At 66.1% G+C, this 26,608-nt stretch carries 20 protein-coding genes; 12 read left to right on the forward strand and 8 right to left on the reverse strand.

Going from position 1 to position 26,608, the window contains the following annotated elements:
- Window positions 1-217: 217 nt before the first annotated feature.
- Both rpoB and VX037_RS15210 read left to right on the forward strand, forming a co-directional pair.
- Window positions 218-3,706, forward strand: a complete 3,489-nt coding sequence (gene rpoB, locus VX037_RS15205) for a DNA-directed RNA polymerase subunit beta (protein ID WP_235723474.1) — start codon at window positions 218-220, stop codon at window positions 3,704-3,706.
- 43 nt (window positions 3,707-3,749) lie between these two features.
- On the forward strand, window positions 3,750-7,706 hold the full coding sequence (locus tag VX037_RS15210) for a DNA-directed RNA polymerase subunit beta' (RefSeq protein WP_287015280.1): 3,957 nt from the start codon (window positions 3,750-3,752) through the stop codon (window positions 7,704-7,706).
- 438 nt (window positions 7,707-8,144) lie between these two features.
- Here the strand turns inward: VX037_RS15210 and VX037_RS15215 are convergent, their stop codons facing one another.
- The gene (locus VX037_RS15215; RefSeq protein WP_235723476.1) at window positions 8,145-8,837 is read right to left on the reverse strand and encodes a TetR/AcrR family transcriptional regulator; all 693 of its coding nucleotides are present in this window, start codon (window positions 8,835-8,837) and stop codon (window positions 8,145-8,147) included.
- 110 nt (window positions 8,838-8,947) lie between these two features.
- Here VX037_RS15215 and VX037_RS15220 point away from each other — a divergent pair, with 110 nt between their 5' ends.
- Window positions 8,948-10,411 carry an MFS transporter gene (locus VX037_RS15220; protein WP_328714819.1) on the forward strand — a complete coding sequence of 488 codons (1,464 nt, stop codon included), beginning with the start codon at window positions 8,948-8,950 and terminating at the stop codon, window positions 10,409-10,411.
- A 55-nt stretch (window positions 10,412-10,466) separates the two neighbouring features.
- Here the strand turns inward: VX037_RS15220 and VX037_RS15225 are convergent, their stop codons facing one another.
- The 4 genes from VX037_RS15225 to VX037_RS15240 all read right to left on the reverse strand — a co-directional run bounded on the left by VX037_RS15225 (window position 10,467) and on the right by VX037_RS15240 (window position 14,307).
- Complete coding sequence (locus tag VX037_RS15225; protein ID WP_328714821.1) at window positions 10,467-11,357, reverse strand: ATP-binding protein; 891 nt, start codon at window positions 11,355-11,357, stop codon at window positions 10,467-10,469.
- Window positions 11,358-11,383: 26 nt separating this feature from the next.
- Window positions 11,384-12,526 (reverse strand): amidohydrolase family protein, encoded by a 1,143-nt coding sequence (locus VX037_RS15230; protein ID WP_328714822.1) that lies wholly within the window; start codon window positions 12,524-12,526, stop codon window positions 11,384-11,386.
- 4 nt (window positions 12,527-12,530) lie between these two features.
- Window positions 12,531-13,868, reverse strand: coding sequence for a glutamine synthetase family protein (locus VX037_RS15235; protein ID WP_266061668.1), 1,338 nt, complete (start codon window positions 13,866-13,868; stop codon window positions 12,531-12,533).
- 64 nt (window positions 13,869-13,932) lie between these two features.
- Entirely contained in the window at window positions 13,933-14,307 is a 375-nt protein-coding gene (locus VX037_RS15240; RefSeq protein WP_235723481.1) for a VOC family protein, read from the reverse strand.
- A gap of 163 nt (window positions 14,308-14,470) precedes the next feature.
- Here VX037_RS15240 and VX037_RS15245 point away from each other — a divergent pair, with 163 nt between their 5' ends.
- The 5 genes from VX037_RS15245 to VX037_RS15265 all read left to right on the forward strand — a co-directional run bounded on the left by VX037_RS15245 (window position 14,471) and on the right by VX037_RS15265 (window position 20,498).
- On the forward strand, window positions 14,471-16,132 hold the full coding sequence (locus VX037_RS15245; protein WP_328714850.1) for a flavin monoamine oxidase family protein: 1,662 nt from the start codon (window positions 14,471-14,473) through the stop codon (window positions 16,130-16,132).
- Window positions 16,133-16,137: 5 nt separating this feature from the next.
- Complete coding sequence (locus tag VX037_RS15250) at window positions 16,138-16,935, forward strand: carbon-nitrogen hydrolase family protein (RefSeq protein WP_235723482.1); 798 nt, start codon at window positions 16,138-16,140, stop codon at window positions 16,933-16,935.
- 302 nt (window positions 16,936-17,237) lie between these two features.
- Window positions 17,238-17,972 carry a hypothetical protein gene (locus VX037_RS15255; protein WP_328714823.1) on the forward strand — a complete coding sequence of 245 codons (735 nt, stop codon included), beginning with the start codon at window positions 17,238-17,240 and terminating at the stop codon, window positions 17,970-17,972.
- A 430-nt stretch (window positions 17,973-18,402) separates the two neighbouring features.
- Entirely contained in the window at window positions 18,403-19,527 is a 1,125-nt protein-coding gene (locus VX037_RS15260) for a DNA polymerase IV (RefSeq protein WP_287015287.1), read from the forward strand.
- Between the two features lie 47 nt (window positions 19,528-19,574).
- Window positions 19,575-20,498 carry an esterase/lipase family protein gene (locus VX037_RS15265; RefSeq protein WP_328714851.1) on the forward strand — a complete coding sequence of 308 codons (924 nt, stop codon included), beginning with the start codon at window positions 19,575-19,577 and terminating at the stop codon, window positions 20,496-20,498.
- Window positions 20,499-20,547: 49 nt separating this feature from the next.
- Here the strand turns inward: VX037_RS15265 and VX037_RS15270 are convergent, their stop codons facing one another.
- Window positions 20,548-21,033 carry a SixA phosphatase family protein gene (locus tag VX037_RS15270; RefSeq protein ID WP_266061663.1) on the reverse strand — a complete coding sequence of 162 codons (486 nt, stop codon included), beginning with the start codon at window positions 21,031-21,033 and terminating at the stop codon, window positions 20,548-20,550.
- On the reverse strand, window positions 21,030-21,326 hold the full coding sequence (locus VX037_RS15275) for a hypothetical protein (protein ID WP_235723486.1): 297 nt from the start codon (window positions 21,324-21,326) through the stop codon (window positions 21,030-21,032). Before VX037_RS15275 ends, VX037_RS15270 begins: the two co-directional genes overlap by 4 nt.
- A gap of 66 nt (window positions 21,327-21,392) precedes the next feature.
- Here VX037_RS15275 and VX037_RS15280 point away from each other — a divergent pair, with 66 nt between their 5' ends.
- On the forward strand, window positions 21,393-22,292 hold the full coding sequence (locus VX037_RS15280) for a DMT family transporter (protein WP_268900181.1): 900 nt from the start codon (window positions 21,393-21,395) through the stop codon (window positions 22,290-22,292).
- Here VX037_RS15280 and VX037_RS15285 read toward each other — a convergent pair.
- On the reverse strand, window positions 22,285-22,746 hold the full coding sequence (locus tag VX037_RS15285) for a flavodoxin family protein (RefSeq protein WP_287015289.1): 462 nt from the start codon (window positions 22,744-22,746) through the stop codon (window positions 22,285-22,287). The two genes, VX037_RS15280 and VX037_RS15285, sit on opposite strands and share 8 nt — an antisense overlap.
- Window positions 22,747-22,946: 200 nt before the next feature.
- Here VX037_RS15285 and VX037_RS15290 point away from each other — a divergent pair, with 200 nt between their 5' ends.
- From VX037_RS15290 to mmsB, 3 genes are read left to right on the forward strand one after another with little or no spacing between them, the layout of a single operon-like run.
- Complete coding sequence (locus VX037_RS15290; protein WP_266061661.1) at window positions 22,947-24,485, forward strand: CoA-acylating methylmalonate-semialdehyde dehydrogenase; 1,539 nt, start codon at window positions 22,947-22,949, stop codon at window positions 24,483-24,485.
- Between the two features lie 38 nt (window positions 24,486-24,523).
- Complete coding sequence (locus VX037_RS15295) at window positions 24,524-25,690, forward strand: acyl-CoA dehydrogenase family protein (RefSeq protein ID WP_235723489.1); 1,167 nt, start codon at window positions 24,524-24,526, stop codon at window positions 25,688-25,690.
- Window positions 25,691-25,734: 44 nt separating this feature from the next.
- Window positions 25,735-26,604 (forward strand): 3-hydroxyisobutyrate dehydrogenase, encoded by an 870-nt coding sequence (mmsB, locus tag VX037_RS15300; protein ID WP_235723490.1) that lies wholly within the window; start codon window positions 25,735-25,737, stop codon window positions 26,602-26,604.
- The last annotated feature ends 4 nt before the right edge of the window (window positions 26,605-26,608 follow it).

The following is a 26,608-nucleotide window of genomic DNA, read 5'->3' on the forward strand; positions in this document are numbered from 1 at the left end:
CGAACTCGCTTCCAGACGTGGCTTGACAAAGTGCGTCTATTTTCTGCTACAGTTGGACGTTGCGCTGGCTGCCTCCTGTCCATGTACCGATCCTTCCTCTGGCCACCTTTGCTGTGTGTGCTCGTGGTGATCGCCGAAGTTGCAGGTGCCACCAGCGAACGGCCCATCAAGCCAAGCACCGAGCTAGGTAGAACACTTCGTGTTGGAAGGACGCATCTTGGCACTCGACCGCCAGTCCACCTCAACCATCCCCGGCGCGCCCAAGCGCGCATCTTTTGCAAAGATCGACGAGCCACTGGAGGTCCCCGGACTCCTCGACCTCCAGCTCGATTCCTTCGAGTGGCTCGTGGGTACCCCCGAGTGGCGTGCCAAGGCCATTGCCCGTGGTGACGACAACCCCACCGGTGGTCTCGAGGACATCCTGCACGAACTGTCCCCCATCGAGGACTTCTCCGGCTCGATGTCGCTGTCCTTCTCCGAGCCGCACTTCGACGAGGTCAAGGCCTCCGTCGAGGAGTGCAAGGACAAGGACATGACCTATGCGGCGCCGCTGTTCGTCACCGCGGAGTTCATCAACAACAACACCGGCGAGATCAAGTCGCAGACCGTGTTCATGGGCGACTTCCCGATCATGACCGACAAGGGCAGCTTCATCATCAACGGCACCGAGCGTGTCGTGGTGAGCCAGCTGGTGCGCAGCCCGGGCGTCTACTTCGACTCCTCGATCGACAAGGCCACCGAGAAGAACCTGCACACCGTCAAGGTGATCCCGGGCCGTGGTGCTTGGCTCGAGTTCGACGTCGACAAGCGCGACACTGTGGGCGTTCGCATCGACCGCAAGCGTCGCCAGCCGGTCACCGTGCTGCTCAAGGCGCTGGGCCTGACCACCGAGGAGATCACCGAGCGCTTCGGTTTCTCCGAGATCATGATGTCCACCCTGGAGAAGGACAACACCGCCAACCAGGACGAGGCGCTGCTCGAGGTCTACCGCAAGCTGCGTCCGGGTGAGCCGCCGACCAAGGAGTCCGCGGAGAACCTCCTGGAGAACCTGTTCTTCAAGGAGAAGCGCTACGACCTCGCCCGCGTCGGCCGCTACAAGATCAACAAGAAGCTCGGCCTCACCGACAACCCGATGTCGGGCGAGGGCGTGCTGACCCGCGAGGACATCATCGCCACGGTCGAGTACCTGGTGCGTCTGCACGAGGCCGACCCGCACACCACCACCTACATGACCGTCCCCGGCGGCGTGGAGGTTCCGGTGGAGGTCGACGACATCGACCACTTCGGCAACCGTCGTCTGCGTACCGTCGGCGAGCTGATCCAGAACCAGATCCGTGTGGGTCTGTCGCGCATGGAGCGTGTCGTGCGTGAGCGCATGACCACCCAGGACGTCGAGGCGATCACCCCGCAGACCCTGATCAATATCCGTCCCGTCGTGGCGGCGATCAAGGAGTTCTTCGGCACCAGCCAGCTGTCGCAGTTCATGGACCAGAACAACCCGCTGTCGGGTCTGACCCACAAGCGTCGTCTGTCGGCGCTGGGCCCGGGCGGTCTGAGTCGTGAGCGTGCCGGCCTCGAGGTGCGCGACGTGCACCCGAGCCACTACGGCCGCATGTGCCCGATCGAGACCCCTGAGGGGCCCAACATCGGTCTGATCGGTTCGCTGTCGGTGTACGCGCGGGTGAACCCGTTCGGCTTCATCGAAACCCCGTACCGCAAGGTCGAGAACGGTGTGGTTACCGACAGCGTCAAGTACCTGACCGCCGACGAAGAGGACCGCTACCTCGTCGGCCAGGCGAACACGAACTACGACCTGAACGGGCAGATCACCGACGGCCGTGTATTGGTCCGCAAGAAGGGCTCCGAGGTGGAGTTCGTCAACCCGGATCAGGTCGACTACCTCGACGTCTCGCCGCGCCAGATGGTGTCGGTCGCGACCGCGATGATCCCGTTCCTCGAGCACGACGACGCCAACCGTGCCCTGATGGGTGCCAACATGCAGCGTCAGGCCGTGCCGCTGGTGCGTAACGAGTCGCCGCTGGTGGGTACCGGTATGGAGCTGCGCGCCGCCGTCGACGCCGGCGACGTCATCGTCTCCGACAAGACCGGTGTCGTCGAAGAGGTCTCCGCCGACTACATCACCGTGATGGCCGACGACGGCAGCCGCGACACCTACCGGATGCGCAAGTTCGCCCGCTCCAACCACGGCACCTGCGCCAACCAGCGCCCGATCGTGGACGAGGGGCAGCGTGTCGAGACCGGCCAGGTGCTGGCCGACGGTCCGTGCACCGAAGACGGCGAGATGGCGCTGGGCAAGAACCTGCTCGTCGCGATCATGCCGTGGGAGGGCCACAACTACGAGGACGCGATCATCCTGAGCCAGCGTCTCGTCGAAGAGGACACCCTCACCTCGATCCACATCGAGGAGCACGAGATCGACGCCCGCGACACCAAGCTCGGCGCCGAGGAGATCACCCGGGACATCCCGAACGTCTCCGACGAGGTCCTCGCCGATCTCGACGAGCGCGGCATCGTGCGTATCGGTGCCGAGGTCCGTGACGGCGACATCCTGGTCGGCAAGGTCACCCCGAAGGGTGAGACCGAGCTGACCCCGGAGGAGCGACTGCTGCGTGCGATCTTCGGTGAGAAGGCGCGCGAGGTGCGTGACACCTCGCTGAAGGTGCCGCACGGCGAGACCGGCAAGGTCATCGGTGTGCGCGTGTTCAGCCGCGACGACGACGACGATCTGGCTCCCGGCGTCAATGAGCTCGTGCGTGTGTACGTGGCTCAGAAGCGCAAGATCCAGGACGGCGACAAGTTGGCCGGCCGCCACGGCAACAAGGGCGTCATCGGCAAGATCCTTCCGCAGGAGGACATGCCGTTCCTGCCTGACGGCACGCCCGTCGACATCATCCTGAACACCCACGGTGTGCCGCGTCGTATGAACATCGGCCAGATCCTGGAAACCCACCTCGGGTGGGTGGCCAAGGCCGGCTGGAACATCAACGTGGCCTCCGGTGTGCCGGATTGGGCGTCGAAGCTGCCCGAGGAGATGTACTCCGCCGAGCCCGACACCAACACCGCCACCCCGGTGTTCGACGGCGCGCGCGAGGAGGAGCTGCAGGGCCTGCTGGGCTCGACGCTGCCCAACCGCGACGGCGAGGTGATGGTCAACAGCGACGGCAAGGCGACGCTGTTCGACGGTCGTTCCGGCGAGCCGTTCCCGTATCCGGTTTCGGTTGGCTACATGTACATCATCAAGCTGCACCACCTGGTCGACGACAAGATCCACGCGCGTTCGACCGGTCCGTACTCGATGATCACCCAGCAGCCGCTCGGCGGTAAGGCGCAGTTCGGTGGTCAGCGCTTCGGTGAGATGGAGTGCTGGGCCATGCAGGCCTACGGCGCCGCCTACACGCTGCAGGAGCTGCTGACCATCAAGTCCGACGACGTGGTCGGCCGCGTGAAGGTGTACGAGGCGATCGTCAAGGGCGAGAACATCCCCGAGCCGGGGATCCCCGAGTCGTTCAAGGTGCTCCTCAAGGAGCTGCAGTCGCTGTGCCTGAACGTGGAGGTGCTCTCCTCCGACGGTGCCGCGATCACCATGCAGGACTCCGACGACGAGGATCTCGAGCGTGCGGCGGCGAACCTGGGAATCAACTTGTCGCGCAACGAGTCCGCGACGGTTGACGATCTGGCCAACTGACCCCACCGACGAACCAGACTTAAGAGCTCTCGAAAGGTAACAAGTGCTCGACGTCAATTACTTCGACGAACTGAAGATCGGTCTCGCCACGGCCGATGACATCCACAACTGGTCGTACGGTGAGGTCAAGAAGCCCGAGACCATCAACTACCGCACCCTCAAGCCGGAGAAGGACGGACTCTTCTGCGAGAAGATCTTCGGCCCGACCCGCGACTGGGAGTGCTACTGCGGCAAGTACAAGCGCGTCCGCTTCAAGGGCATCATCTGTGAGCGCTGCGGCGTCGAGGTGACCCGCGCCAAGGTGCGGCGTGAGCGGATGGGCCACATCGAGCTGGCCGCCCCGGTCACCCACATCTGGTACTTCAAGGGTGTGCCGAGCCGGCTGGGCTACCTGCTCGACCTGGCGCCGAAGGATCTCGAGAAGATCATCTACTTCGCCGCCTATGTCATCACGTCGGTCGACGACGAGCTGCGTCACGCGGAGCTGTCGACCCGTGAGGCCGAGATGGAGGTCGAGAAGAAGGCCGTCGCCGATCAGCGCGACGTCGACCTGAACGAGCGTCAGCAGAAGCTCGAGGCCGACCTGGCTGAACTCGAGGCCGAGGGCGCCAAGGCCGATGTGCGCCGCAAGGTGCGTGACGGTGCCGAGCGCGAGATGCGGCGCATGCGTGATCAGGCCCAGCGGCAGCTCGACGAGCTCGAGGAGATCTGGGACAAGTTCACCAAGTTGAGCCCGGGCGAGCTGATTATCGACGAGAAGCTCTACCGTCAGCTCGACGAGCGTTTCGGTGAGTACTTCACCGGCGCGATGGGTGCCGAGGCGATCAAGAAGCTCCTGGAGAACTTCGACATCGACGCCGAGGCCGACTCGCTGCGCGACACCATCCGCAACGGCAAGGGCCAGAAGAAGCTGCGTGCGCTCAAGCGACTGAAGGTGGTCGCGGCTTTCCAGCAGTCGGGTAACAGCCCGCTGGGTATGGTGCTCGACGCGGTGCCGGTGATCCCGCCGGAGCTGCGTCCGATGGTGCAGCTCGACGGTGGCCGCTTCGCCACCTCCGACCTCAACGACCTGTATCGCCGCGTCATCAACCGCAACAACCGCCTCAAGCGACTGATCGACCTCGGTGCGCCCGAGATCATCGTCAACAACGAGAAGCGGATGCTGCAGGAGTCGGTGGACGCCCTGTTCGACAACGGTCGTCGCGGCCGTCCGGTCACCGGACCGGGCAACCGCCCGCTGAAGTCGCTCTCGGATCTGCTCAAGGGCAAGCAGGGTCGTTTCCGTCAGAACCTGCTCGGCAAGCGCGTCGACTACTCGGGCCGCTCGGTCATCGTCGTCGGCCCGCAGCTCAAGCTGCACCAGTGCGGTCTGCCGAAACTGATGGCGCTCGAGCTGTTCAAGCCGTTCGTGATGAAGCGTCTGGTCGACCTGAACCAGGCACAGAACATCAAGTCGGCCAAGCGCATGGTGGAGCGTCAGCGCCCCGCCGTGTGGGACGTGCTCGAAGAGGTCATCGGCGAGCACCCGGTGCTGCTCAACCGCGCACCGACGCTGCACCGCCTCGGCATCCAGGCCTTCGAGCCGCAGCTGGTGGAAGGCAAGGCCATCCAGTTGCACCCGCTGGTCTGTGAGGCGTTCAACGCCGACTTCGACGGCGACCAGATGGCCGTGCACCTCCCGCTGTCCGCGGAGGCACAGGCCGAGGCGCGCATCCTGATGCTGTCGAGCAACAACATCCTGTCGCCGGCATCGGGCCGTCCGCTCGCCATGCCGCGTCTGGACATGGTGACCGGCCTGTACTACCTGACCACGCTGAAGGAAGGCGCGGCAGGCGAGTACAGCCCGGCATCGAACGACGATGTCGAGCGCGGCGTCTACTCGAGTCCGGCCGAGGCCATCATGGCTGTCGACCTCGGTGCACTGACCGTGCAGTCGCGCATCAAGGTGCGGCTGACCGATCAGCGTCCGCCGGCCGAGATCGAGGCCGAGCTGTTTCCGGACGGCTGGACCTACGGTCAGGCTTGGTACTGCGACACCACGCTGGGTCGCGTCATGTTCAACGAGCTGCTCCCGGTGGAGTACCCGTTCGTCAACGAGCAGATGCCGAAGAAGCGTCAGGCCGTCATCATCAACGACCTGGCCGAGCGGTATCCGATGATCGTGGTCGCCCAGACCGTCGACAAGCTCAAGGACGTCGGCTTCTACTGGGCCACCCGTTCGGGTGTGACCGTGTCGATGGCCGACGTGCTGGTGCCGCCGCAGAAGAAGGAGATCCTCGACAAGTACGAGGAGCGGGCCGACGGTCTGGAGCGCAAGTTCCAGCGCGGTGCGTTGACTCCGGAAGAGCGTCGTGACGCACTCGTCGAGATCTGGAAGCAGGCCACCGAAGAGGTCGGACAGGTCATGGAGGCTCACTACCCGGACGACAACCCGATCCCGATGATCGTGAAGTCGGGTGCGGCGGGCAACATGACCCAGATCCGCTCGCTGGCGGGCATGAAGGGTCTGGTGACCAACCCGAAGGGTGAGTTCATCCCGCGTCCGATCAAGTCCTCGTTCCGCGAGGGTCTGACCGTGGCCGAGTACTTCATCAACACCCACGGTGCCCGTAAGGGTCTGGCCGACACCGCGTTGCGTACCGCCGACTCGGGTTACCTGACCCGTCGCCTGGTGGACGTGTCCCAGGACGTCATCGTTCGCGAGACCGACTGCGGCACCGAGCGCGGCATCAACACGACCATCGCCGAGAAGATGCCCGACGGCACGCTGATCCGCGATGCGCATGTGGAGACCTCCACCTACGCACGCACGTTGGCGACCGACGCGCTCGACGAGAACGGCAACGTCATCGTCGAACGCGGCCACGACCTCGGCGACCCGGCCATCGAGGCACTCCTCGCGGCCGGTATCACCCAGGTCAAGGTGCGGTCGGTGCTCACCTGTGCCACCGGCACCGGGGTGTGCGCGCACTGCTACGGGCGTTCGATGGCGACCGGCAAGCTCGTCGACATCGGCGAGGCCGTCGGCATCATCGCGGCTCAGTCGATCGGTGAGCCCGGTACCCAGCTGACGATGCGTACGTTCCACCAGGGTGGCGTCGGTGAGGACATCACCGGCGGTCTGCCCCGCGTCCAGGAGCTCTTCGAGGCGCGCGTGCCCAAGGGTGTCGCGCCGATCGCGGAGGTCTCCGGCCGGGTGCGCCTCGAGGACGACGACCGCTTCTACAAGATCACCATCATCCCCGATGATGGCTCCGAAGAGGTTGTCTACGACAAGATCTCGAAGCGTCAGCGTCTGCGCGTGTTCAAGCACGACGACGGTTCCGAGCGGCTGCTGGCCGACGGCGACCACGTCGATGTGGGCCAGCAGCTCATGGAGGGTTCGGCGAACCCGCACGAGGTGCTGCGCGTGATGGGGCCGCGTCAGGTGCAGGTGCACCTGGTCAACGAGGTCCAGGAGGTCTACCGCAGCCAGGGTGTGTCGATCCACGACAAGCACATCGAGACCATCGTGCGTCAGATGCTGCGTCGCGTGACGATCATCGACTCCGGTGCCACCGAGTTCCTGCCCGGTTCGCTCACCGAGCGTTCCGAGTTCGAGTCGGAGAACCGTCGCGTCGTGACCGAGGGTGGCGAGCCCGCCGCCGGACGTCCCGTGCTGATGGGTATCACCAAGGCAAGCCTCGCGACCGAGTCGTGGTTGTCGGCGGCGTCGTTCCAGGAGACCACGCGTGTCCTGACCGATGCGGCCATCAACAGCCGCAGCGACAAGCTGATCGGTCTCAAGGAGAACGTGATCATCGGTAAGCTGATCCCGGCCGGTACCGGCATCAACCGGTACCGCAACATCCAGGTGCAGCCGACCGAAGAGGCACGCGCCGCGGCCTACGCGGTGCCGTCCTACGACGACACCTACTACAGCCCGGACGGCACCTTCGGTGCTCCTGCCGGCGCTGCGGTGCCGCTGGACGACTACGGCTTCTCCAACGACTACCGGTAGCCTCCACCCGCCGATCGATCTCGATCTCGACAAGCTCGATCCAGCGGATACGCCACTCACTACGTTCGCGGCTACTCGATCCAAGGAGTAGTCCGAGGCGCTAGCCCGCCCTGCCCCGGCGAGTCCGGTCGCCGAGGTCCCCGCGCCGCTTCCACTGGTGATCGAGTAGTCCGAGGCGCTAGCTTCCACTGGTGATCGAGTAGTCCGAGGCGCTAGCCGAGGACGTATCGAGATCACGTAAGCCGAATCGCAAACGGCCCCCGCACTTTCGAGTGCGGGGGCCGTTCGCGTTCACCCGCCGATCGATCTCGATACGCCACTCACTACGTTCGCGGCTACTCGATCCAAGGAGTAGTCCGAGGCGCTAGCCGAGGGCGTATCGAGATCACGCAACCCTCATCGCCAACGGCCTCCGGCGACTGCGGCCGGAACTCGGCCCTACCCCTCGGCTTGTAGCCGGAGCCCCTCCAGCAACAGCTCCAGTCCGGCTCGGAACTGATCGATGTCGCGGTGACCGTCGAACTCGTCGACGATGTAGTGCATGAACGGGAAGCGCTCCGGGTCGAGTGCGCGCCAATTGTCGGCGACGCCGTGTAGATAGGTCTCCGCGGCGACCGTGCCGTCGAGGACCTCCTGCGGTGGGTCCTGTCCGAGGTCGGCGGCCACGCCGATGACATAACCGAGAATCGCCGATACCGCGTGAAAACACTCCCGGGGCGGAAGGCCCAATCGCATCACCTGTTCGCCGATGCGTTCGTAGAGCAGTAGCGCGTTGGACTGAATGGTCGTGTTGCGCATGAAGTATGCGGCCAGCCAGGGCCGCTTCTCGATAGCCGTGAAGACGGCCACCGCGATACCCCGGGTGTTGTCGATCGGGTCCCCGTCGGCGGCGAGATCCTCGGTGTCCGACAGCATTCCGGCAACCACATGGTCAGTCGCGCGGTCGAGCAATTCGTCCTTGTTGGACACATACCAGTAAATGCTGCCGACCCCGCCGCCCAGACGCGCGGCCAGCGCTCGGAAGGTGAGGGCCGGTTCGCCGGCCTCGTCGAGCAGTGCCACCGCCGTCTCGACGACGGCCTCGAGTGAATGCGTGACGCGACGCCGGGTCCCACGCGCTCCAGGTGCCATTCGTCTATCCCATCACATTGCCCCTCGCTGTCTTGTCACGGATCGAACGCCGTTCTAGTATCGAACTATGTTCGAGAACCGAACAACGTTCGACGAAAGGAGGTGCTGCGATGACCGCCGCTACCCAAACTTCCCCGACCCGCACCTATGGGTCACTGAGCGCCGCGTGGATTCCGCTCGCGGCGCTGTGCTTGGCCTTCTTCGTGGAGATGGTCGACAACACCCTGCTCACCATCGCCCTGCCGACGATCGGCCGTGATCTCGGCAGTGGAACCACTGCATTGCAGTGGGTGACCGCCGCCTATTCGCTGACGTTCGGCGGACTGTTGCTCACCGCGGGCTCCGCCGCCGATCGCCTCGGCCGACGACGCGTGCTGCTTGTCGGCCTATTCGCTTTCGGCCTGATCAGTCTCGGCGTCGTCCTCGTCCATTCCGCCGGTGAGCTGATCGCGCTGCGCGCTGCGCTCGGTGTTGCGGCGGCCGCGATGGCGCCGATCACCAACTCGCTGGTATTCCGGCTCTTCGAGAGCGACAGACTGAGGATGCGTGCGATGACGCTGATGATCATCGTCGGCATGAGCGGCTTCATCCTCGGGCCGCTGCTGGGCGGCACCGCATTGGTCCACCTCAGCTGGGAGTGGCTGCTGGTGGTGAACGCGCCGATCGCACTGATCGCGTGGATCGGGGTGCGCCTCGGTGTGCCGGCCGATCGTCCCGAGGACCTCACCGACGACCGGCTCGACCTGCCCGGGGCCGTGTTGAGCATCGCCACCATCGGCCTCGCCTGCTACATGCTGACCAGCGCCGTGGAACACGGATGGGCCTCGCTCATCACAATCGGGTGTGGGCTGGGCGCGGTGCTCGCCCTGGCAACCTTTGTCTGGCACGAGCGCCGCACGGCCCAACCGATGCTGGATCTCGGCGTGTTCACCTCGGGCACCGTGCGTGGCGCTGCCATCGCTCAGATCGGCACCTCGATCGCCATGGCCGGCGTGATGTTCGGTCTCATCCTGCACTTCCAGTACGCCTACGGGTGGAGCCCGATGAAGGCCGGCCTGGCGAACCTACCGATGATCATCACGATGATCGCTGCGACGCCGATCTCCGAGGGGTTGGCCAAGCGGTTCGGGCATCGGATCGCGTGTCTGGTCGGTGCGGTGCTGCTGGGCGGTTCACTGGCCGGTCTCGCCTGGGGCGTCGACCACGGGTACCTCGCGATCGCCGTCTTCATGGTGACGCTGACCATCGGGCTGCGCACGGTGATGACCATCTGTGCGGTGGCTCTGGTCGATGCGATGCCGGAGAACCGCACCTCGATCGGCGCCGCCCTCAACGACACTGCCCAGGAGGTGGGGACCAGCATCGGCACCGCAGTCGTCGGCACCTTGATCGCGGTGCTGGTGACGGCGACGTTGCCCGCAGGGGTGTGGAGCACCGATCTGGTGACATCGTTCTTCCACGGTGAGCGGATCACCTACGCGGTGCTGGCTGTGGTCGTCGGTCTGATCGCCGGATTCGGCGCGCTGACTCTCACCAATTCGCATGCCACCGAAGAGCCGCAACCGATTTCGTAGTATGAAGCGGCTCGACGTGCCGCTTCATACTACGAATCCACAGAACAGGGCAGGCTCAGCGGTCGATCGAGAACCGCACCGCCGCCCGAACCTGCGCCGCGATCGCCGACCCGGCACCCAGCGGCCAACGACTCATGATGTATTCGGCAGCCTCGTCGATGGTGAGTTGGCGAGTGGAATTGCCGCTGCGCACCCAGAACTCGGGATCGGCCTTCTTGCCGGGCCGCAGATACACCGGTCTCGTCGACGGCGAGCAGATGATCCGGCACACCGGTCGTTGACCGTCGTCGGCTGCAACGTCCTCGATCGTGACCCCGATGGCCGCGGCCGCGTTCTGCCCGAACGACGTCGAGAACAGGTCTCGCAGCCACAACTCGAAGCGGTCGGCGTCGGGCACCTTCAACGTCGCGTAGTCGCGGTCGAGGCCCAGTGGCCGGCCGTCGTCGTCGACACCGATCAGCAACGTGCCCCCGCCGGAGTTGAGGAAGCCGGACACCGTCTTGACGATCACATGCTCCATGCGGGCGTCCTTCTCGCCGGTGTGCATGTTGACCCGCGCGGTCGATTTGAACTCCAGCCGATCGGACTCGCCTGCGGCCATCAGTTCGGTCAGAGTGGCGCGCGGCGGATGAACCCGTGCGATCACCGCGGTGTAGGTGAACACGGCGGCGATGGACCCCACCAGCCCGAGGATCACGGTCAGCCCGCTCCACAGCTTCAGGTTCGAGTCCAGCGCGCCGGCGATCAACAGTCCGATGGCGGTACCGACGATCGACAAGACGATGGAGGTCGTCACGTTCATCTTCGCCCGATCGCGAAGGGTCCAGCGGGCCACGCCGCCGAACGCCCAGGCGATGATCAGTACCACGACCAGCGCTATCGCTGTTGCCCACACCGGCACGGCAAATTCAATCGGGCCGACGGCCGCCAGATTCACTGCATGCACAGCAGACAGTATGGCGAAGGGGTCGGTCAGCGGGCTGATGCGGTCAATCGCACATCGCCAGTGAGCCCGTACACCCGCCGCGCATTCCCGGACCCGATCAGCTCGGCCACCCGTAGCGCGTCGTCGAGTGCCCACGCGTCGGAGTCGACGAATCGTTGCAGGACCTTCGCCAGGCCATGCCGCCACAGCTGCGCGCCCAGGTAGTGGAGCTCGGCCGGACCGTACGCATCCGACGAGTAGAGCACCTTGCGGAAGGGTGCCAACTCGAGCGAACGTGCGATCAGTTCGGGGGCGCGGGCGCCGAGATGGTTCACCGCGAGCCCGACGTCGACGTAGACGTTGCTGAACGCCTGGGCTAGATATCCGGCTTCGCGTTCGAACGGATAACAGTGCAGCAGCATGACCGGCGTGGTGCCGCTGGTGCGCAGAAAGTCGAGAAGCAGTAGGGGATTGGTGCGGTGCAGGTCGGCATCGCGATCACCGAGTCCCACGTGCAACTGCAGTGGCTTGCCCAGCCGTAGCCCGCGATGCAGTCCGAAACGCAGCAGCGTGCGATCGGTGAGTCGGGTGCCGCCGACCTCGCGCCAGCGTCGGGCGGCGTCCTCGACCTGCGCCGGCTCCGGCTCGGTGAGATCCCCGTCGAACCCGCCGCGATAGGCGATGATCGACTTGGCGCCCACCGCATCTCGGGCTCGTTCGGCGAGGATCTCGTCGAAGGCATCCGCGTAGCTGCCGCCGCGCGTGACCGCATCCTCGGCGATCGATTCGAGCCGGAGCACCTCGTGCGCGGCAGACCCCGACCACCGGGCCAGCAGGTCGACATCTGCCACGCCCGGCAGCCCGGTGTCGACGACCCAGTCGGACACACCGGCGGCACGCAGGAACCGATGTGCGATGTCGACCTCCGCCGACTCTGCGCGCCGAGCCCAGTAGACGTCCGCCGGTGCGTGCACCGGCAAGCCGAGAATCGGCGCACACCAGCGGCGCAGCGCGAACCCTATCTGCGTATCGAAGGGCGCATCGTCGGCGGACACCGGCTCGGTGTTCGCCTCATTCAAGGCATTCTCGAAGCGGGTGCGGTCGACGCTGTCGATCCAGCAGCCGTGCACATGGTGATCGATGAGCGGCATCGTCGCGACGTGTTCGGCGATCGGCCCCGGCGACGCCATCGGGTCACACGCTCCAGGCGAGGCGGAACCGCTCGGTCAGAGTGTCGGCCGTGTGGTCGGGGAAGTTGTCCACCTCATAGCCGCGCACGGCGACCAGGGCATCGACCGCCGGGTCGCCGAGAATCGCCCGCACCGTTGTCGAAGCATCCAAGGTGTCGACGATCGCGCGTTGATCCGCGGACAGCGGTGCGATGTCGGCTTCGGCGCGCTGCTGGTCGGTCAGCGTGGCCGGGTCCACGGTGACCTCCGGTGGCAACGGCATCTCCAGTGCGATGCCGAGAGCCGCCGCACCGAGGATCGCTGCGGTCGCGAAGTACACGTTGGCAGAGGGGTCGATGGCTTTGACCTCGACGTTCGCGCCGCGCGGGGTGGCCGGACCGGAACGGATGAGGCGGACCGCAGCTTCGCGGTTCTCCACGCCCCAGCACGCGAACGCGCCGGCCCATTGTCCGGGCAGCATCCGTAGCCCCGAGACGACCGAGCCGCTCAATACGCCTTGCAAGTCGACCATTGCGTCGACGAGCCCGGCGATCGCGTTCGCGCCCAGCGCCCTCAGCCCGGTTGGCCCGGGCCCGCCGGAGAACAGCGGTTGATCGTCCTGCATCAGCGAGATGTGTTGGTGTGCTCCGCATCCAACGCCGTCGGCAAACGGCTTGGGTGAGAAGCTGACGCGCAATCCGTGCCGTCGGGCGACGCGACCGAGAACGATCCGCGCCAACACCACCTGATCGGCGGCGGCAACCGGGTCGCGGGGTTCGATGGACAGTTCGAACTGCGAGCGGCCGTACTCGGGATGAAATTGCTCGACGCCGACGCCCGCCGCATGACAGTCCGCCAACACCTCACGGACAAACTGTTCGTGTTCCAGGACACCGGCCGCGCCGTACTGGGCCCACAGGTGTGCCGGCAGTTGCTGTCCTTCCGGGCCGGTCAGCATGAACTCGAGTTCATGCCCCACCATCGCGCGCAGACCGGTGCGGCCCAGGCTGTCGACGACCCGGCGCAATGTTCCGCGCGCACACTGCGGCACCGGAGCGCCGGCTTGGTCGAAGAACTCGCCGGGCGCCCACACCAGGGTCGCATCGAGAGTGTGCATCGCTTCGAGGTCGACACGGATGCGCTGATCGCCGACGACGCCGATGGCATCGGTGAACGCGATACCGACCTGATCGGCGGCGAACGCGTGCCAGGTCGGACTGGCACCGAGCCCGGGGGAGGCAAACGCCGGCACCCGGACCTGTGGCACGGTTTTGGCGAGGATCAGACCTGCGGGGTTGACGATCGTGCCGAGGAGAACGGTCGGATCGGTACCCTTTGTGCCGCCCGGTGCGCCCGATTGCATACCTCTCAGTGTCGTGCCCGCGCGCGTCCGCCGCACGGGAAACGGCGGACGCGCGTGCCGGCGGTCAACTCTCGTAGCGATACGGCAGGTACTGCACGTTCCAGTGGTTTCCGTCCGGGTCGTCGAAGTAGACGAAGTGTCCCCACGGCTGCACATCGACTTCGCTGGCGTCGACCCCTGCGTCCAGGAGTTGGGTACGTGCCGCGTTGATATCGGACACGCACAGCATCAACTGGCCCACGTTGGGTCCGGGGTCTTCGACGATGCCCTTGCCGAAGGCGATGGAACAGGCGGATCCGGGCGGGGTCATCTGCACGAATCGGATGTCGTCGCTGGGCGACTGGTCGTGGTCGGGATGGAATCCGATCCGGGTGTAGAAGTCCTTGGCGCGGTCGACGTCGGTGACGGGGAGAAACGCGACTTCGAGTGTCCAGTCCATGACGATGCCTCTCGTGTGTGGTCAGTGAATGTGGGTGAGTTCAGTGTGACCGGCATCGAGGACATATTCGGTCCTCGATGCGCGAGCCGAGAAGATTCCCCTTCGGCGAGTCTTTTCGGCGGTGTCCGACGCATGCCGCGCCCACGCAATATCCTTGAGCGTTGTGCACCCCGATCGGCCGGTGACCATCTACGGTCCGGACTTCCCGTTCGCCTACGACGACTGGATCACGCATCCGGCCGGGATCGGGTCGGTGCCCGCCGACGCGCTCGGCTCGGAGGTCGCCGTGATCGGCGCCGGGATGGCGGGGATGGTGGCCGCCTACGAGCTGATGAAGATCGGCCTGCGCCCGGTGGTCTACGAACCCGAACGCATCGGTGGTCGCCTGCGCAGCGAGCACTTCGTGCCCGGTGAGCCGGAAGTCGCCGAACTCGGCGGCATGAGGTTCCCGATCTCGTCGTCGACGTTCTTCCACTACGTCGACACCTTCGGTCTGCGGTCGCGGCCGTTCCCGAATCCGTTGACGCCGGCGGCCGGCTCCACGGTCATCGACCTTGGTGGCGAGACGCTCTATGCCCGCACCCTCGCCGATCTTCCGCCCATCTACACCGAGATCGAAAAGGCCTGGGACAGCGCACTCGAACGCGTTGCCGGGTTCTCAGCGCTGCAGGATGCCATCCGCAACCGCGACACCGGTCGGCTCAAGGACCTGTGGAACCGGTTGGTGGTGGATTGGGATGACCGCAGCTTCTACGACTTCTTGGCCACCTCCGACGAATTCGGGTCGCTGACCTTCCGGCATCGCGAGCTGTTCGGGCAGGTCGGATTCGGCACCGGCGGATGGGATTCCGACTTCGCCAATTCGATGCTGGAAATCCTGCGCGTGGTGGTCACCAACTGTGACACCGAGCAGCACCTGATCGTGGGCGGGGTCGAGCAGGTGCCCCGGCGGCTCTGGTCGGACAGTCCGGCCCGCATCCGGTACTGGCCGGTCGGGACGAGTCTGTCGTCGCTGCACAGCGGAGTGCCGCGGGCAGGTGCGTCCGCGATCCGCCGTGTCGCGCCGGGCCGGATCGAGGTCGTCGACCGCTGGGGCGACGCCCGTGAGTTCCCGGCCGTCGTGGCGACCTGTCAGGCGTGGTTGCTGTCCACCGAGATCGACTGCGATGAAAGCCTGTTCAGCCAGGACCTGTGGATGGCCCTGGATCGGACGCGCTACATGCAGTCGTCGAAGACCTTCGTGATGGTGGACCGACCGTTCTGGACTGAACGCGACCCGGCGACCGGCCGCGATGTGCTGAGCATGACGCTGACCGACCGGTTGACCCGGGGTACCTACCTGTTCGACAACGGCCCCGACCGTCCTGGGGTGATCTGCCTGAGCTATAGCTGGATGAGCGACGCACTCAAAGTGCTGCCACATCCGGTGGAGAAGCGGGTGTCGTTGATGCTCGACGCCCTGCGCAAGATCTACCCCGACGTGGACATCGCCGAGCACATCGTCGGGCGACCGATCACCGTGTCCTGGGAGAACGAACCGCATTTCCTGGGCGCTTTCAAGGGTGCATTGCCCGGGCATTACCGCTACAACACCCGCATGTACGGACACTTCTACGGCCAGGAACGCCTGTCCGAGGCCGAGCGTGGCATCTTCATCGCCGGCGACGACGTCTCGTTCATGCCGGCCTGGGTCGAGGGGGCGGTGCAGACCGCGCTCAACGCGGTCTGGGGCGTGCTGAATCATTTCGGTGGCCGCAGCCATCCCGACAATCCCGGCCCGGGCGACCGCTACGCCGAACTCGGGCCGATCGACATCGGCGGGTGAGCGTCGTGGCCGACATCGATGTACGAATAGCGCTGTGGCAGTGCGAATCCCGGCCGCTTCAGGTCGAAGCCAACCTGACCCGCCTCGATGCGACGGCGGCTGTGGCGACGGCGCGCGGAGCGCAGCTGTTGATCGCCCCGGAGATGGTGGTGACCGGCTACGCCATCGGTCCCGATGCGGCCGATCGGCTCGCCGATGCCCCGGACGGCCCAGTGGCCCAACGGGTCCGCGACATCGCGCGCAGCCACGACATCGCCATCCTGTACGGCTGCGTGGAGCTTGCCCCCGACGGTCGGCGGTTCAATGCCATCCGTCTCGTCGATCGGCTCGGGTCCGCGATCGCCACCCATCACAAGACTCAGCTCTTCGGCGACATCGATCGCCGCATGGTGGCCCCGGGCTCGTCACGCCCGCCCGTCGTCGAGTGGGCGGGGTGGCGAGTGGGTCTGCTGACCTGTTACGAGGTCGAGTTCCCCGAGTTGGTCCGGTCCTGCGCGCGGCGGGGAGCGGACCTGATCTGCGTGCCCACTGCGAATATGATCGACTACGACGTTGTGCAGGAAGTGTTGCTGCCGGCGCGCGCGCTGGAAAGCCAGGTCTTCCTCGCCTACGCCAATTACTGTGGTGCAGAAGGCGATCTGGTCTACGGCGGCCGCAGCACGGTGGTGAGCCCGACGAGTGCGGTGCTGGCGCAGGCTGGACTCGAGCCGGAGCTGCTCGTCGTCGACCTCGATCGCCCGACCCTCGAGGAGTCACGCGAGACGTATCCATATCTGCGTGATCTGAGGACGGACGTGTGCTGATCGGGGTGGGCTCCGGGCGTCAAATGCGTTACACCTGAGGGGAAATTGACTCTGGACAGTCGGCCGTCCGTACCCTACGGTAGCGATACGCATCGAACCTACTGGCCAGTAGCGTTTGGTGTGCAGGGGGTCGGTAGCGGGGTCGGTCGGCGGTGGTCGACGGGTTCCGTCATCTCCGGCAAGCGGTTTGAGATTGTTCGACGTCGACGCCACTATGCGCGTCGACCGCCGTTCGGGTCGTCATGCTCCTGGTGTCGGGGCTGGGTATGACGCAGGCATCTGCACGTCCGATGAGGGGGATCATGCCCGACACACTTTCCACACGTATCCGCGGCCGGGTCGATGGCTCGGTGCGCAGGCCATCAGCGTTGCTCGAGGCGGTCGAGGTCGAAGAGCTCATCGTCATTCCCGGCCTCGATGCGTTGCTCGATGCTCCGCAGGAGTTCGCGCTGAGCTTTGACGCGTCGATCGCGCTGTCGGCGATGCTGCGCAAGCATGCTCATCGGATCGGCGTCCTGAAGCAGATGGCCGCTGACGAGATCGACGAGAAGAATTGTCGAGCAGAAGATCTGAGGGAGATCCCCGCTTCGCTTCCGGTCCGGGCGCTCGAGCTCATCGCCGGGCAGTCGCGTTGGGCGGCGGATCCGCAGGGGCTCGGGATCGTGCGCGTCGCGTTTGCGTTTGTCGCGGTGTATTCGTTGACCGATCCGACCAACTGTCACACCGCCTCGCGTGCACTGCATCTGCGTCCGCGACCCCTCCACGACGACCGCGCGCTGCTGCGTGCAGTGCTGAGCGCGGCGGTGCCGGTGCTCGACGGATCGTGCGCGGGATTGCTGCCGATCTATCTGAGCAAGGCGAGTGCCTTTTTCGCCGATCCGGACCACACCCGATGGTCGGCGCCATTCGACCGACGGTGCGCTGACGCCCGCTCGTCGTCGCTGCTCGATTACAACCCGGATGCGTTGGGTGAGGGCTGCCGGGCGATCGGCCTGGCGCACTCTGCGCTGCGCCTCTCGGGCCGAGCGTCGAACTGACCTGCGATGTTCTCGTGATCGTGGTTCGGGTCACGAATGTTCACTCAGTGTGCCGCGAACCACTTTACAAGTAGGCGGCTTTACCCTAGCGTAGGTTACGCGGCGGTAAGCTACTTTCCGGTAGGTGGGTTGAGGATGGCATCTGCGCATGTCAGAGGGTTTTATTTGTCCCGTCAGAGTGCGATGGACGCACCGACGGGGCGTCGCTGCGCAGTGTGTCGAGCGCTCTGCTGACCGCGGATCGGTCGATTTCGGTGGACGGGCGTGCTGCCGCGTCCGACGGATCTCGACCAGCACACGTCGACGCAGGGGAGGGCGTCGTTCGAGGGGTCGGGTCGGGTCGATCGTGCTGCCGTGGCAACCGGTCGCCCCGACCCGACGCAGTCGCCGAACCGGGTGTGCAGTCCAGGTGGCGCAGTAGGCTGAACGGGTGGTCGATGCAGCACGACGTCATCGATGGCTGATCCATGTGGACCTCGATCAGTTCCAGGTCTCTGTCGAGCGACTGCGCAGTCCGGAGCTCGTGGGCGTGCCGGTGATCGTGGGCGGCAACGGGGACCCGACCGAGGCACGCAAGGTCGTCACATGCGCCTCCTACGAGGCGCGCGCGGTCGGCGTGCGAGCGGGGATGCCTTTGCGCGCAGCGCATCGCAAGATGCCGGACGCGGTCTACCTGCCGCTCGACGTACCCGCCTACGATGTGGCCTCCGCCGACGTCATGGCTGTGCTGCGGGCCTCGGGCCATCCGCTCGAGGTGTGGGGCTGGGACGAGGCCTATCTGGGTGTCGAGCCGATCGACGGACCAGCCGTGGCCGACCGCAGCTCGATCGGCGAACTGGCCCGGCGCATCCGGGCCGACGTGTTCGAACGCACCGGCCTGCAGTGCTCTATCGGGATCTCCGACAACAAGCAACGCGCCAAGATGGCCACCGGTTTCGCGAAGAAGCCGGAACCGGCGTCAAGGGCACTCGCAGCGTTCGACATCGACAAGGTCTACCTGCTCGACGAACAGAACTGGCTGGCCCTGATGGGCAACCGGCCCTGTCGCGACCTGTGGAGCGTGGGGCCCAAAACCGCCGCCAAGCTCGGCTCACACGAGGTGGAGACCGTCGAGCAACTGATCGCCACCCCGCGCGAGCAGCTGATCGAGATCTTCGGTCCCCATCAGGGCAACTGGCTCTACGTGCTGTGCCGGGGCGGCGGTGACGCCACGATCACCGAGGAACCCTGGCTCGCCCGCTCGCATTCCAAGTCACGCACCTATCCCACCGATCTCGCCGATCGTGACGAGATGCGCTCGGCAGCTCTGGAACTGACCCGCGACCTGTTGACCGAGATCGTCGCCGAGGAGCGCGTGGTGTTCCGGGTGGCCGTCACGGTGCGGACCACGACCTTCTACACGCGGACCAAGTCGCGCAAGCTCGCCGCGCCCACCACCGGCTACGACGACATCGCGCCGGTCGTCGGCGAACTGCTCGGCAACTTCGAACTCGAGCGCCCCGTGCGGCTGCTCGGCGTGCGGTGCGATCTGGTGATGCCGGAGGAGGACGACTGATGCGGGTATGGCTGTGGCCGGTGATGGTCCTCGTCGGCACGGCGGTCATGGCGGCCGCGGGAATCGCTGCGGTGTCCCACGTCCCGGCCGCAGCGACTCCACGCCCGTTGCCGGTCGTCTACGACTTCACCGCCGGTATCGGTGCCGAGCTCTCCCACCCGGGCGGGTCGCTGCCGGGCACCAACGACTTCGGCTGCCGGCCGTCGCGGAGCCATCCGCGTCCGGTGATCCTGGTGCACGGCACGGGCGGTGGGCGGCAGACCAACTGGGCCACGCTGGCGCCGGTGCTGCACAACGCCGGCTACTGCGTGTTCGCACTCACCTACGGGTCGTTGTCGACGGTGTGGCCGGCCTCGGCACTCGGCGGACTGGGGCCGAAGGTCGACAGCGCCTGGCAGGTCAAGGCGTTCGCCGACCACGTGATGGCGGCGACCGATGCTCGTCAGGTGGACATCGTCGGTCATTCGCAGGGCACCGAGATCCCCACGTATTGGATGAAATATCTCGGGGGGCGCGACAAGGTCGCCCACTATGTGTCGTTGGCGCCGTACTGGCGACAGGATCCCGACTCCGACGACAGTCGCGGCGAGGCGATCGACACGTTCCGCCGGGCGCTCGGCATCGGGCGGCCCTCGCGTCCGGCATGCCCCGAGTGCGTCGCACCACCCGCGGACACGTCGTTCAATCAGGCAGTGCGGCAACCGACTCCCTATCTGCCTGGCGTCACCTACACCAACATCGTGACCCGCGACGACGAGATCGTGACCCCGTACAGCAACGGGATTCTCGACGGCCCGCCCGGCACCGACGTCAGGAACGTCGTCGTGCAGGACGGCTGCCCGATCGATCGTTCCGACCACGCCTCGATCACCTCGAACCGACGCAGCGCGGCGCTGGTACTCGGCGCCCTGGACCCCACCCACGCGCCGCCGGTGCCGTGCGTGGCGGTGCCCCCCTTCACCGGCGCCTGAGGCGGACGTGCTGATCGAGTGGCCACCGCGGACTCGACACCGCGCGATGTCACTCGCGCGGGATGCGCACGCCGACGAGTCGGGCGTCGGGGTCGACGTCGAGGCCGACACGATCCCAGTCGGTGCCGACGGTGACGACGGCGTAGGCGGAGGTGGGGAAGCGCTCGATGGAGCCGTCGGCATCGAGGGTCAGTGCCGTGGCCGGCATTCCCGGCTCGTGGCCCACCACCAGCACGGTGGACGCATCGGCGGGTGCGTGCACCCGAACGGCCTCGAGTACTTCGTCGGGCGACCCGCCGTAGACGTCGTCGACGTAGACCACCGGCGCGTCGACGCCGGTACGGTCCAGGGTCTGCCGGGTGCGGGTGGCCGTCGAGCAGATCACTGCGTCGATGCGCAGGCCCTCGTCGGTCATCCAGCGTCCGGCCAGAGCCGCCTCACGCCGGCCGCGGTCGGCCAGTGGTCGGTCATGGTCACCGACGCCGGCCGGATATCCGGACTTTCCGTGTCGCATCAGCACCAGCGTGCGACTCATGCGGCACCGCTGTCGGGCCGGCGCATCGCGGCGTCACGGGTGGCGCCGACATCGTGGGCGATGGTGCGCAGCAGCGTCACCGTGGCACGCCACGCGGCGGCCTCCTGGCGGCAGTAGGCCGCCTCGTCGTCGGCGCCCGACGCCAGGTGCTCGTCGGCAAGCTCGTCGAATTCGATGTACTCGTCGACAGCCTCGTCGATCAGGCCGACCACGGCATCGGGCGACGCGCACACCACGGTGATGGTGTCGCCGTCGAGGGTCATCAGGCGTTCGAGATCGGACTGGTACCGCATGATCCCAACTTACGACGCGGAGCCGACAAGGTGCGGTATCCACACCGTGAGCAGCGTACTTCCAGGATGGTTGAACCGTGGGACGCGATCGCTAAGGTGGGCCGGGTGCATACCTGGGTTCCCGCGCTGCTGTCGGTGACGGCGGCCGTTCTGATCGCAGGTGGCACCGTGATGCGTCAGCGGGCCTCCTATGCCAGCGGGGCGATAGCGCGCGGCTGGTGGTTGGGTGCGGTCGTGGCAGTGACCGGATTCGGGGCGCAGGCCGCCGCGCTTGGACTCGGGTCCATCCTGCTGGTGCAACCGCTGGTGGTGCTCGCCATCCTGTTCGCGCTGCCGATGGAGGCCTGGGCCGACCATCGGTGGCCGCTGCGGATCGAGTGGGCGTGGGGTGCGGTGCTGGTCGCCTGCGTGACCGTGTTCCTGGCCATCTCGCGCCCCGAACCGTCGGCGCGACGGCCCGACGAGCTGTTGGTGGTGGTGACCGTCGGCGCGGTCATCGTGGGCGTGCTCTGTTGTGTCATCGTGGCCGAGCGATCCAACCGGCACTACAAGTCGCTGTGTTACGGGATCGCGGCGGGTACGTTGTTCGGCGTCTCGGCGCTGCTGGTGAAGGCGGTCGCGGTGCGTCTGATCCACGACCTCAACCGCGCCCTGCTGTATCCCGAGCTCTACCTGTTCGCGGTGGTGGGAGTAGCGGCGATCTTCATGCAGCAGCGCGCATTCGGCGCCGGTGAGCTGCAGACGTCGTTTCCCGCTCTGACCGTGATGGAACTGGCGGTGTCCATGGCACTCGGGGTGGCGCTGCTCGGCGAGAACCTCAAGGTCTCGGTGCCGACGGCCTTGTTCCTCGGCGCGGTGCTCGCCGTGATGGTGCGTGCGGTCCTGGAACTGACAAAGCTCGCCGCGGTGCGCGCGGAGGAGATCGCGCACCGCGCTCACCGGCCGGACGGGTCGAGCCTCAGCTGACCGACACCGGGTCGATCAGACCGCTGATTCCCCGCGCCCACTCCTCGGCAAGTTTCGCCGGCTTGATCGCCGACGAGTTGTCGTGCCGCGCATGCTCGCCGACCTGGGTGGCGCCGCGGGAGACGAGCATGCCGGCGATGATCTCACCGCCGCGATTGAAGGTCTCGCCGTAGACGGTGTCACCGAGGCCGAACAGTGCGAATCGCAGGCCGGTCAGGTCGGGGTTCACCTCGTCGAGCTCGTCGGCGAACGGCTCGGCGCCGGTGGGTAGCTCGCCTTCGCCATAGGTGGAACAGACGGCGATCAGGAAATCGGCCGGGTCGAGATCCTCGACCGCGAACTCGCTCATGTCATAGATCGACGGATCGTGCTCGGCGGCGAGCACATCGGCGATGGCGTCGGCAACCAATTCGCAGTTGCCGGTCTCGGTGCCGTAGAGGATGACGACGGACATGGCTGGTACCCCTTTCGATGTCGCGCTCTCGGGAGACACAACTCCACAAGCCAGACTATCGAGGTGAGGCTACCCTAACCATCTGGGAATGGACAACCCGCAGGTGGGAGGGGGTTGCGAAAATACTTGGATGTCCTACTATTAATGCGGAAGCCGGTCCTGCCGGCATTGCCCCGACTCTCGAATCAGGTGATCTCCTCGTGTCCACTACAGACGCTGCCGTCCGTTCCATCCCGCATTACCTCAACGGTGCCGCGGTGCCGGCCACCGACGGCCGCTTCGCCGACGTGTTCAATCCCAGTACGGGGCAGGTCGCCGCCAAGGTGCCGCTGGCCACCACCGCCGAGGTCGACGCCGCGGTCGCCACCGCCGTGCAGGCGCAGCGCGAGTGGGCCGCCTGGAACCCACAGCGTCGTGCGCGAGTGCTGATGCGGTTCGTCGACATCGTCAACCAGAACGCCGATGAACTCGCCACCCTGCTGTCGATGGAACACGGCAAGACCCACGCCGACGCCAAGGGTGACATCCAGCGCGGCATCGAGGTCATCGAGTTCGCCATCGGGATCCCGCACCTGCTCAAGGGTGAATTCACCGAGGGGGCCGGCGCGGGCATCGACGTCCACTCGGTTCGGCAGCCGCTCGGCGTGGTCGCCGGTATCACCCCGTTCAACTTCCCGGCGATGATTCCGCTGTGGAAGGCCGGTCCGGCGTTGGCCTGCGGCAACGCCTTCATCCTCAAGCCCAGCGAGCGGGATCCGTCGGTGCCGGTGAAGCTCGCCGAGTACTTCAGCCAGGCGGGACTGCCCGACGGTGTCTTCCAGGTCGTGCACGGTGACAAGGAATCCGTCGACGCCTTGCTGAACAACCCCGACGTGCAGGCATTCGGATTCGTCGGCAGCTCCGACATCGCGCAGTACATCTATTCGACCGCCGCTGCCAACGGTAAGCGTTCGCAGTGCTTCGGTGGTGCGAAGAACCACATGATCATCATGCCCGACGCCAACCTCGACCAGGTCGCGGACGCGCTGATCGGCGCCGGCTACGGCAGCGCCGGCGAGCGCTGCATGGCCATCAGTGTCGCGGTCCCGGTGGGCGAGCAGACCGCAGAACGACTCCGCGCCAAGCTCGTTGACAAGGTCAACGCATTGCGGGTGGGCCACAGCCTCGACCCGAAGGCCGACTATGGGCCGCTCGTGACGGCCGCCGCGCTCGAGCGGGTCAAGGGCTACATCGCCAAGGGCGTCGAGGAGGGCGCCGAACTGGTCATCGACGGTCGGGAACGCACCAGCGACGACCAGTCCTACGGCGACGAGGACATCTCGAACGGCTTCTTCATCGGACCGACCCTATTCGACCACGTCACCAAGGACATGACGTCCTACACCGACGAGATCTTCGGACCGGTGCTGCAGATCGTGCGTGCCGGTGACTACGAAGAGGCGCTCGCGCTGGCGTCGGATCACCAGTACGGCAACGGTGTCGCGATCTTCACTCAGGATGGTGACGCCGCCCGCGACTTCACCGCGCGGGTCAACGTCGGCATGGTCGGCGTGAACGTCCCGATCCCGGTTCCGGTGGCCTACTACACCTTCGGCGGTTGGAAGCGCTCCGGTTTCGGCGACCTGAACCAGCATGGCCCGGCGTCGATCCAGTTCTACACCAAGACCAAGACCATCACGTCCCGGTGGCCCTCGGGCATCAAGGACGGCGCCGAGTTCGTCATCCCGACGATGGACTGAAGTCCTCGGTACCCGCGACGTAAGAGAGCATCCTTCGCATGACGATCATCACCGACAGCGGTCTCGACGCCGACGAGCGCGTCATCGTCGAGACCGCCGCCGGGTTCGCGGCCAAGAAGTTGGCGCCCTTCGCCCTGGAATGGGATGAGGGTCATCATTTTCCGGTCGACGAACTCCGCGAGGCCGCCGAACTCGGCATGGCCGCCATCTACTGTTCCGAGGACGTCGGCGGCAGCGGTCTGCGCCGTCTCGACGGCGTGCGCATCTTCGAGCAGCTCGCCTACGCCGATCCCGCGGTCGCGGCGTTCCTGTCCATCCACAACATGTGCACATGGATGGTGGACAAGTACGGCACCGATGAGCAACGGGCGCAGTGGGTGCCGCGCATGGCATCGATGGAGGCCGTGGCGAGCTACTGCCTCACCGAGCCGGGCGCCGGATCGGATGCCGCCGCGTTGGCGACGCGGGCGGTGCGCTCCGGTGACGACTACGTGCTCACCGGCGTCAAACAGTTCATCTCCGGCGCCGGTGCCAGCGACGTGTACGTCCTGATGGCTCGCACCGGCGACAGCGGCCCCCGGGGCATCTCCACGTTCATCGTCGAAAAAGACACGCCCGGACTGAGTTTCGGCGCCCAGGAGCGAAAGATGGGTTGGCATGCCCAGCCCACCGCGCAGGTCATCCTCGACGAGGTGCGGGTGCCGGCCGCCAACCTGCTCGGCGGGCAGGAGGGGATCGGTTTCGGTATCGCCATGAACGGACTCAACGGGGGACGGTTGAACATCGCCGCGTCGTCGTTGGGCGGGGCCCAAGCCGCCTTCGATCGTGCGGCAAGCTATGTGGCCTCGCGCAAGGCGTTCGGTGGCGCGCTGATCGACGAACCGACCATCCGGTTCACCCTCGCCGACATGGCGACGTCGCTGGAGGCGTCGAGGTTGATGCTGTGGCAGGCCGCCTCGGCGCTCGACAACGACGCGCCGGACAAGGTGGAGAAGTGTGCGATGGCCAAGCGCTTCGTCACCGACAACTGTTTCACCGTGGCCGACCAGGCGCTGCAACTTCATGGCGGCTACGGATACCTCAATGAATACGGTCTCGAGAAGATCGTCCGCGATCTACGGGTGCATCGGATACTGGAAGGCACCAACGAGATCATGCGTGTGGTGGTCGGCCGATCGATCGCCACCCGATATCGGGACAACTGAACTGCAGACCACTGGGTGAACGCACAAGACTGGGAGATTCGACAATGACGACGATCGCCTTCCTCGGGCTCGGCAACATGGGCGGCCCGATGGCCGCCAACCTCGTACAGGCCGGACACACCGTGCACGGCTTCGATCCGGTGCCCGAGGCGGTGAAGACGGCGCAGGGCAACGGAGTCGAGACGTTCCCGACCGCCGTGGAAGCTGTGGCCGCAGCTCAGGTGGTGATCACCATGCTGCCCAGCGGCGCCATCGTGAAGAGTCTCTATGCCGAGATCCTGCCCGCCACCCAGACCGGTGCGCTGTTCATCGACAGCTCCACCATCTCCGTCGACGACGCCCGGGCCATCCATGAGCAGGCCGCCGAGCACGGCTTCGCCCAGCTCGACGCCCCGGTCTCAGGAGGCGTCAAAGGTGCGACCGCGGGCACGCTGGCCTTCATGGTCGGCGGCGAAGACGACGCCTTCGCCGCGGCGCGGCCCACCCTGGAACCGATGGCGGGCAAAGTGATCCACTGTGGTGCTGCCGGGGCCGGACAGGCCGCGAAGGTCTGCAACAACATGGTGTTGGCGGTGCAGCAGATCGCCGTTGGCGAGGCCTTCGTGCTCGCGGAGAAGCTGGGTCTGTCCGATCAGGCGCTCTACGACGTCATCACGGGCGCCACCGGCAACTGCTGGGCCGTGCAGACCAATTGCCCGGTGCCGGGACCCGTGCCGACCTCACCGGCCAACAACGACTACAAGCCGGGCTTTGCCACGGCGCTGATGAACAAGGACCTCGGCCTGGCGCTCGACGCCATCGGCAGCACCGGTTCCCGTGCCCCACTCGGCACCCACGCCGCGCAGATCTACAAGTCGTTCGCCGAACAGCACGGCGACCTCGACTTCAGCGCGATCATCAAGACCCTGCACTAGTTTG

The organism is Gordonia sp. Z-3 (genome assembly GCF_036233855.1).
GTDB classification, from domain to species: domain Bacteria; phylum Actinomycetota; class Actinomycetes; order Mycobacteriales; family Mycobacteriaceae; genus Gordonia; species Gordonia tangerina.

Excerpts from the sequence above, each read along its gene's own strand:
- VX037_RS15230 (WP_328714822.1), bottom strand. The coding sequence starts at position 12,526 with ATGGCGTCGCCGGGGCCGATCGCCGAACACGTCGCGACGATGCCGCTC.
- VX037_RS15215 (WP_235723476.1), bottom strand. The coding sequence starts at position 8,837 with ATGGCACCTGGAGCGCGTGGGACCCGGCGTCGCGTCACGCATTCACTC.
- mmsB (WP_235723490.1), top strand. The coding sequence starts at position 25,735 with ATGACGACGATCGCCTTCCTCGGGCTCGGCAACATGGGCGGCCCGATG.
- VX037_RS15240 (WP_235723481.1), bottom strand. The coding sequence starts at position 14,307 with ATGGACTGGACACTCGAAGTCGCGTTTCTCCCCGTCACCGACGTCGAC.
- VX037_RS15255 (WP_328714823.1), top strand. The coding sequence starts at position 17,238 with ATGCCCGACACACTTTCCACACGTATCCGCGGCCGGGTCGATGGCTCG.
- VX037_RS15265 (WP_328714851.1), top strand. The coding sequence starts at position 19,575 with ATGGCGGCCGCGGGAATCGCTGCGGTGTCCCACGTCCCGGCCGCAGCG.
- VX037_RS15285 (WP_287015289.1), bottom strand. The coding sequence starts at position 22,746 with ATGTCCGTCGTCATCCTCTACGGCACCGAGACCGGCAACTGCGAATTG.
- VX037_RS15280 (WP_268900181.1), top strand. The coding sequence starts at position 21,393 with ATGGTTGAACCGTGGGACGCGATCGCTAAGGTGGGCCGGGTGCATACC.
- VX037_RS15275 (WP_235723486.1), bottom strand. The coding sequence starts at position 21,326 with ATGCGGTACCAGTCCGATCTCGAACGCCTGATGACCCTCGACGGCGAC.
- VX037_RS15220 (WP_328714819.1), top strand. The coding sequence starts at position 8,948 with ATGACCGCCGCTACCCAAACTTCCCCGACCCGCACCTATGGGTCACTG.
- VX037_RS15295 (WP_235723489.1), top strand. The coding sequence starts at position 24,524 with ATGACGATCATCACCGACAGCGGTCTCGACGCCGACGAGCGCGTCATC.
- VX037_RS15235 (WP_266061668.1), bottom strand. The coding sequence starts at position 13,868 with ATGCAATCGGGCGCACCGGGCGGCACAAAGGGTACCGATCCGACCGTT.
- VX037_RS15270 (WP_266061663.1), bottom strand. The coding sequence starts at position 21,033 with ATGAGTCGCACGCTGGTGCTGATGCGACACGGAAAGTCCGGATATCCG.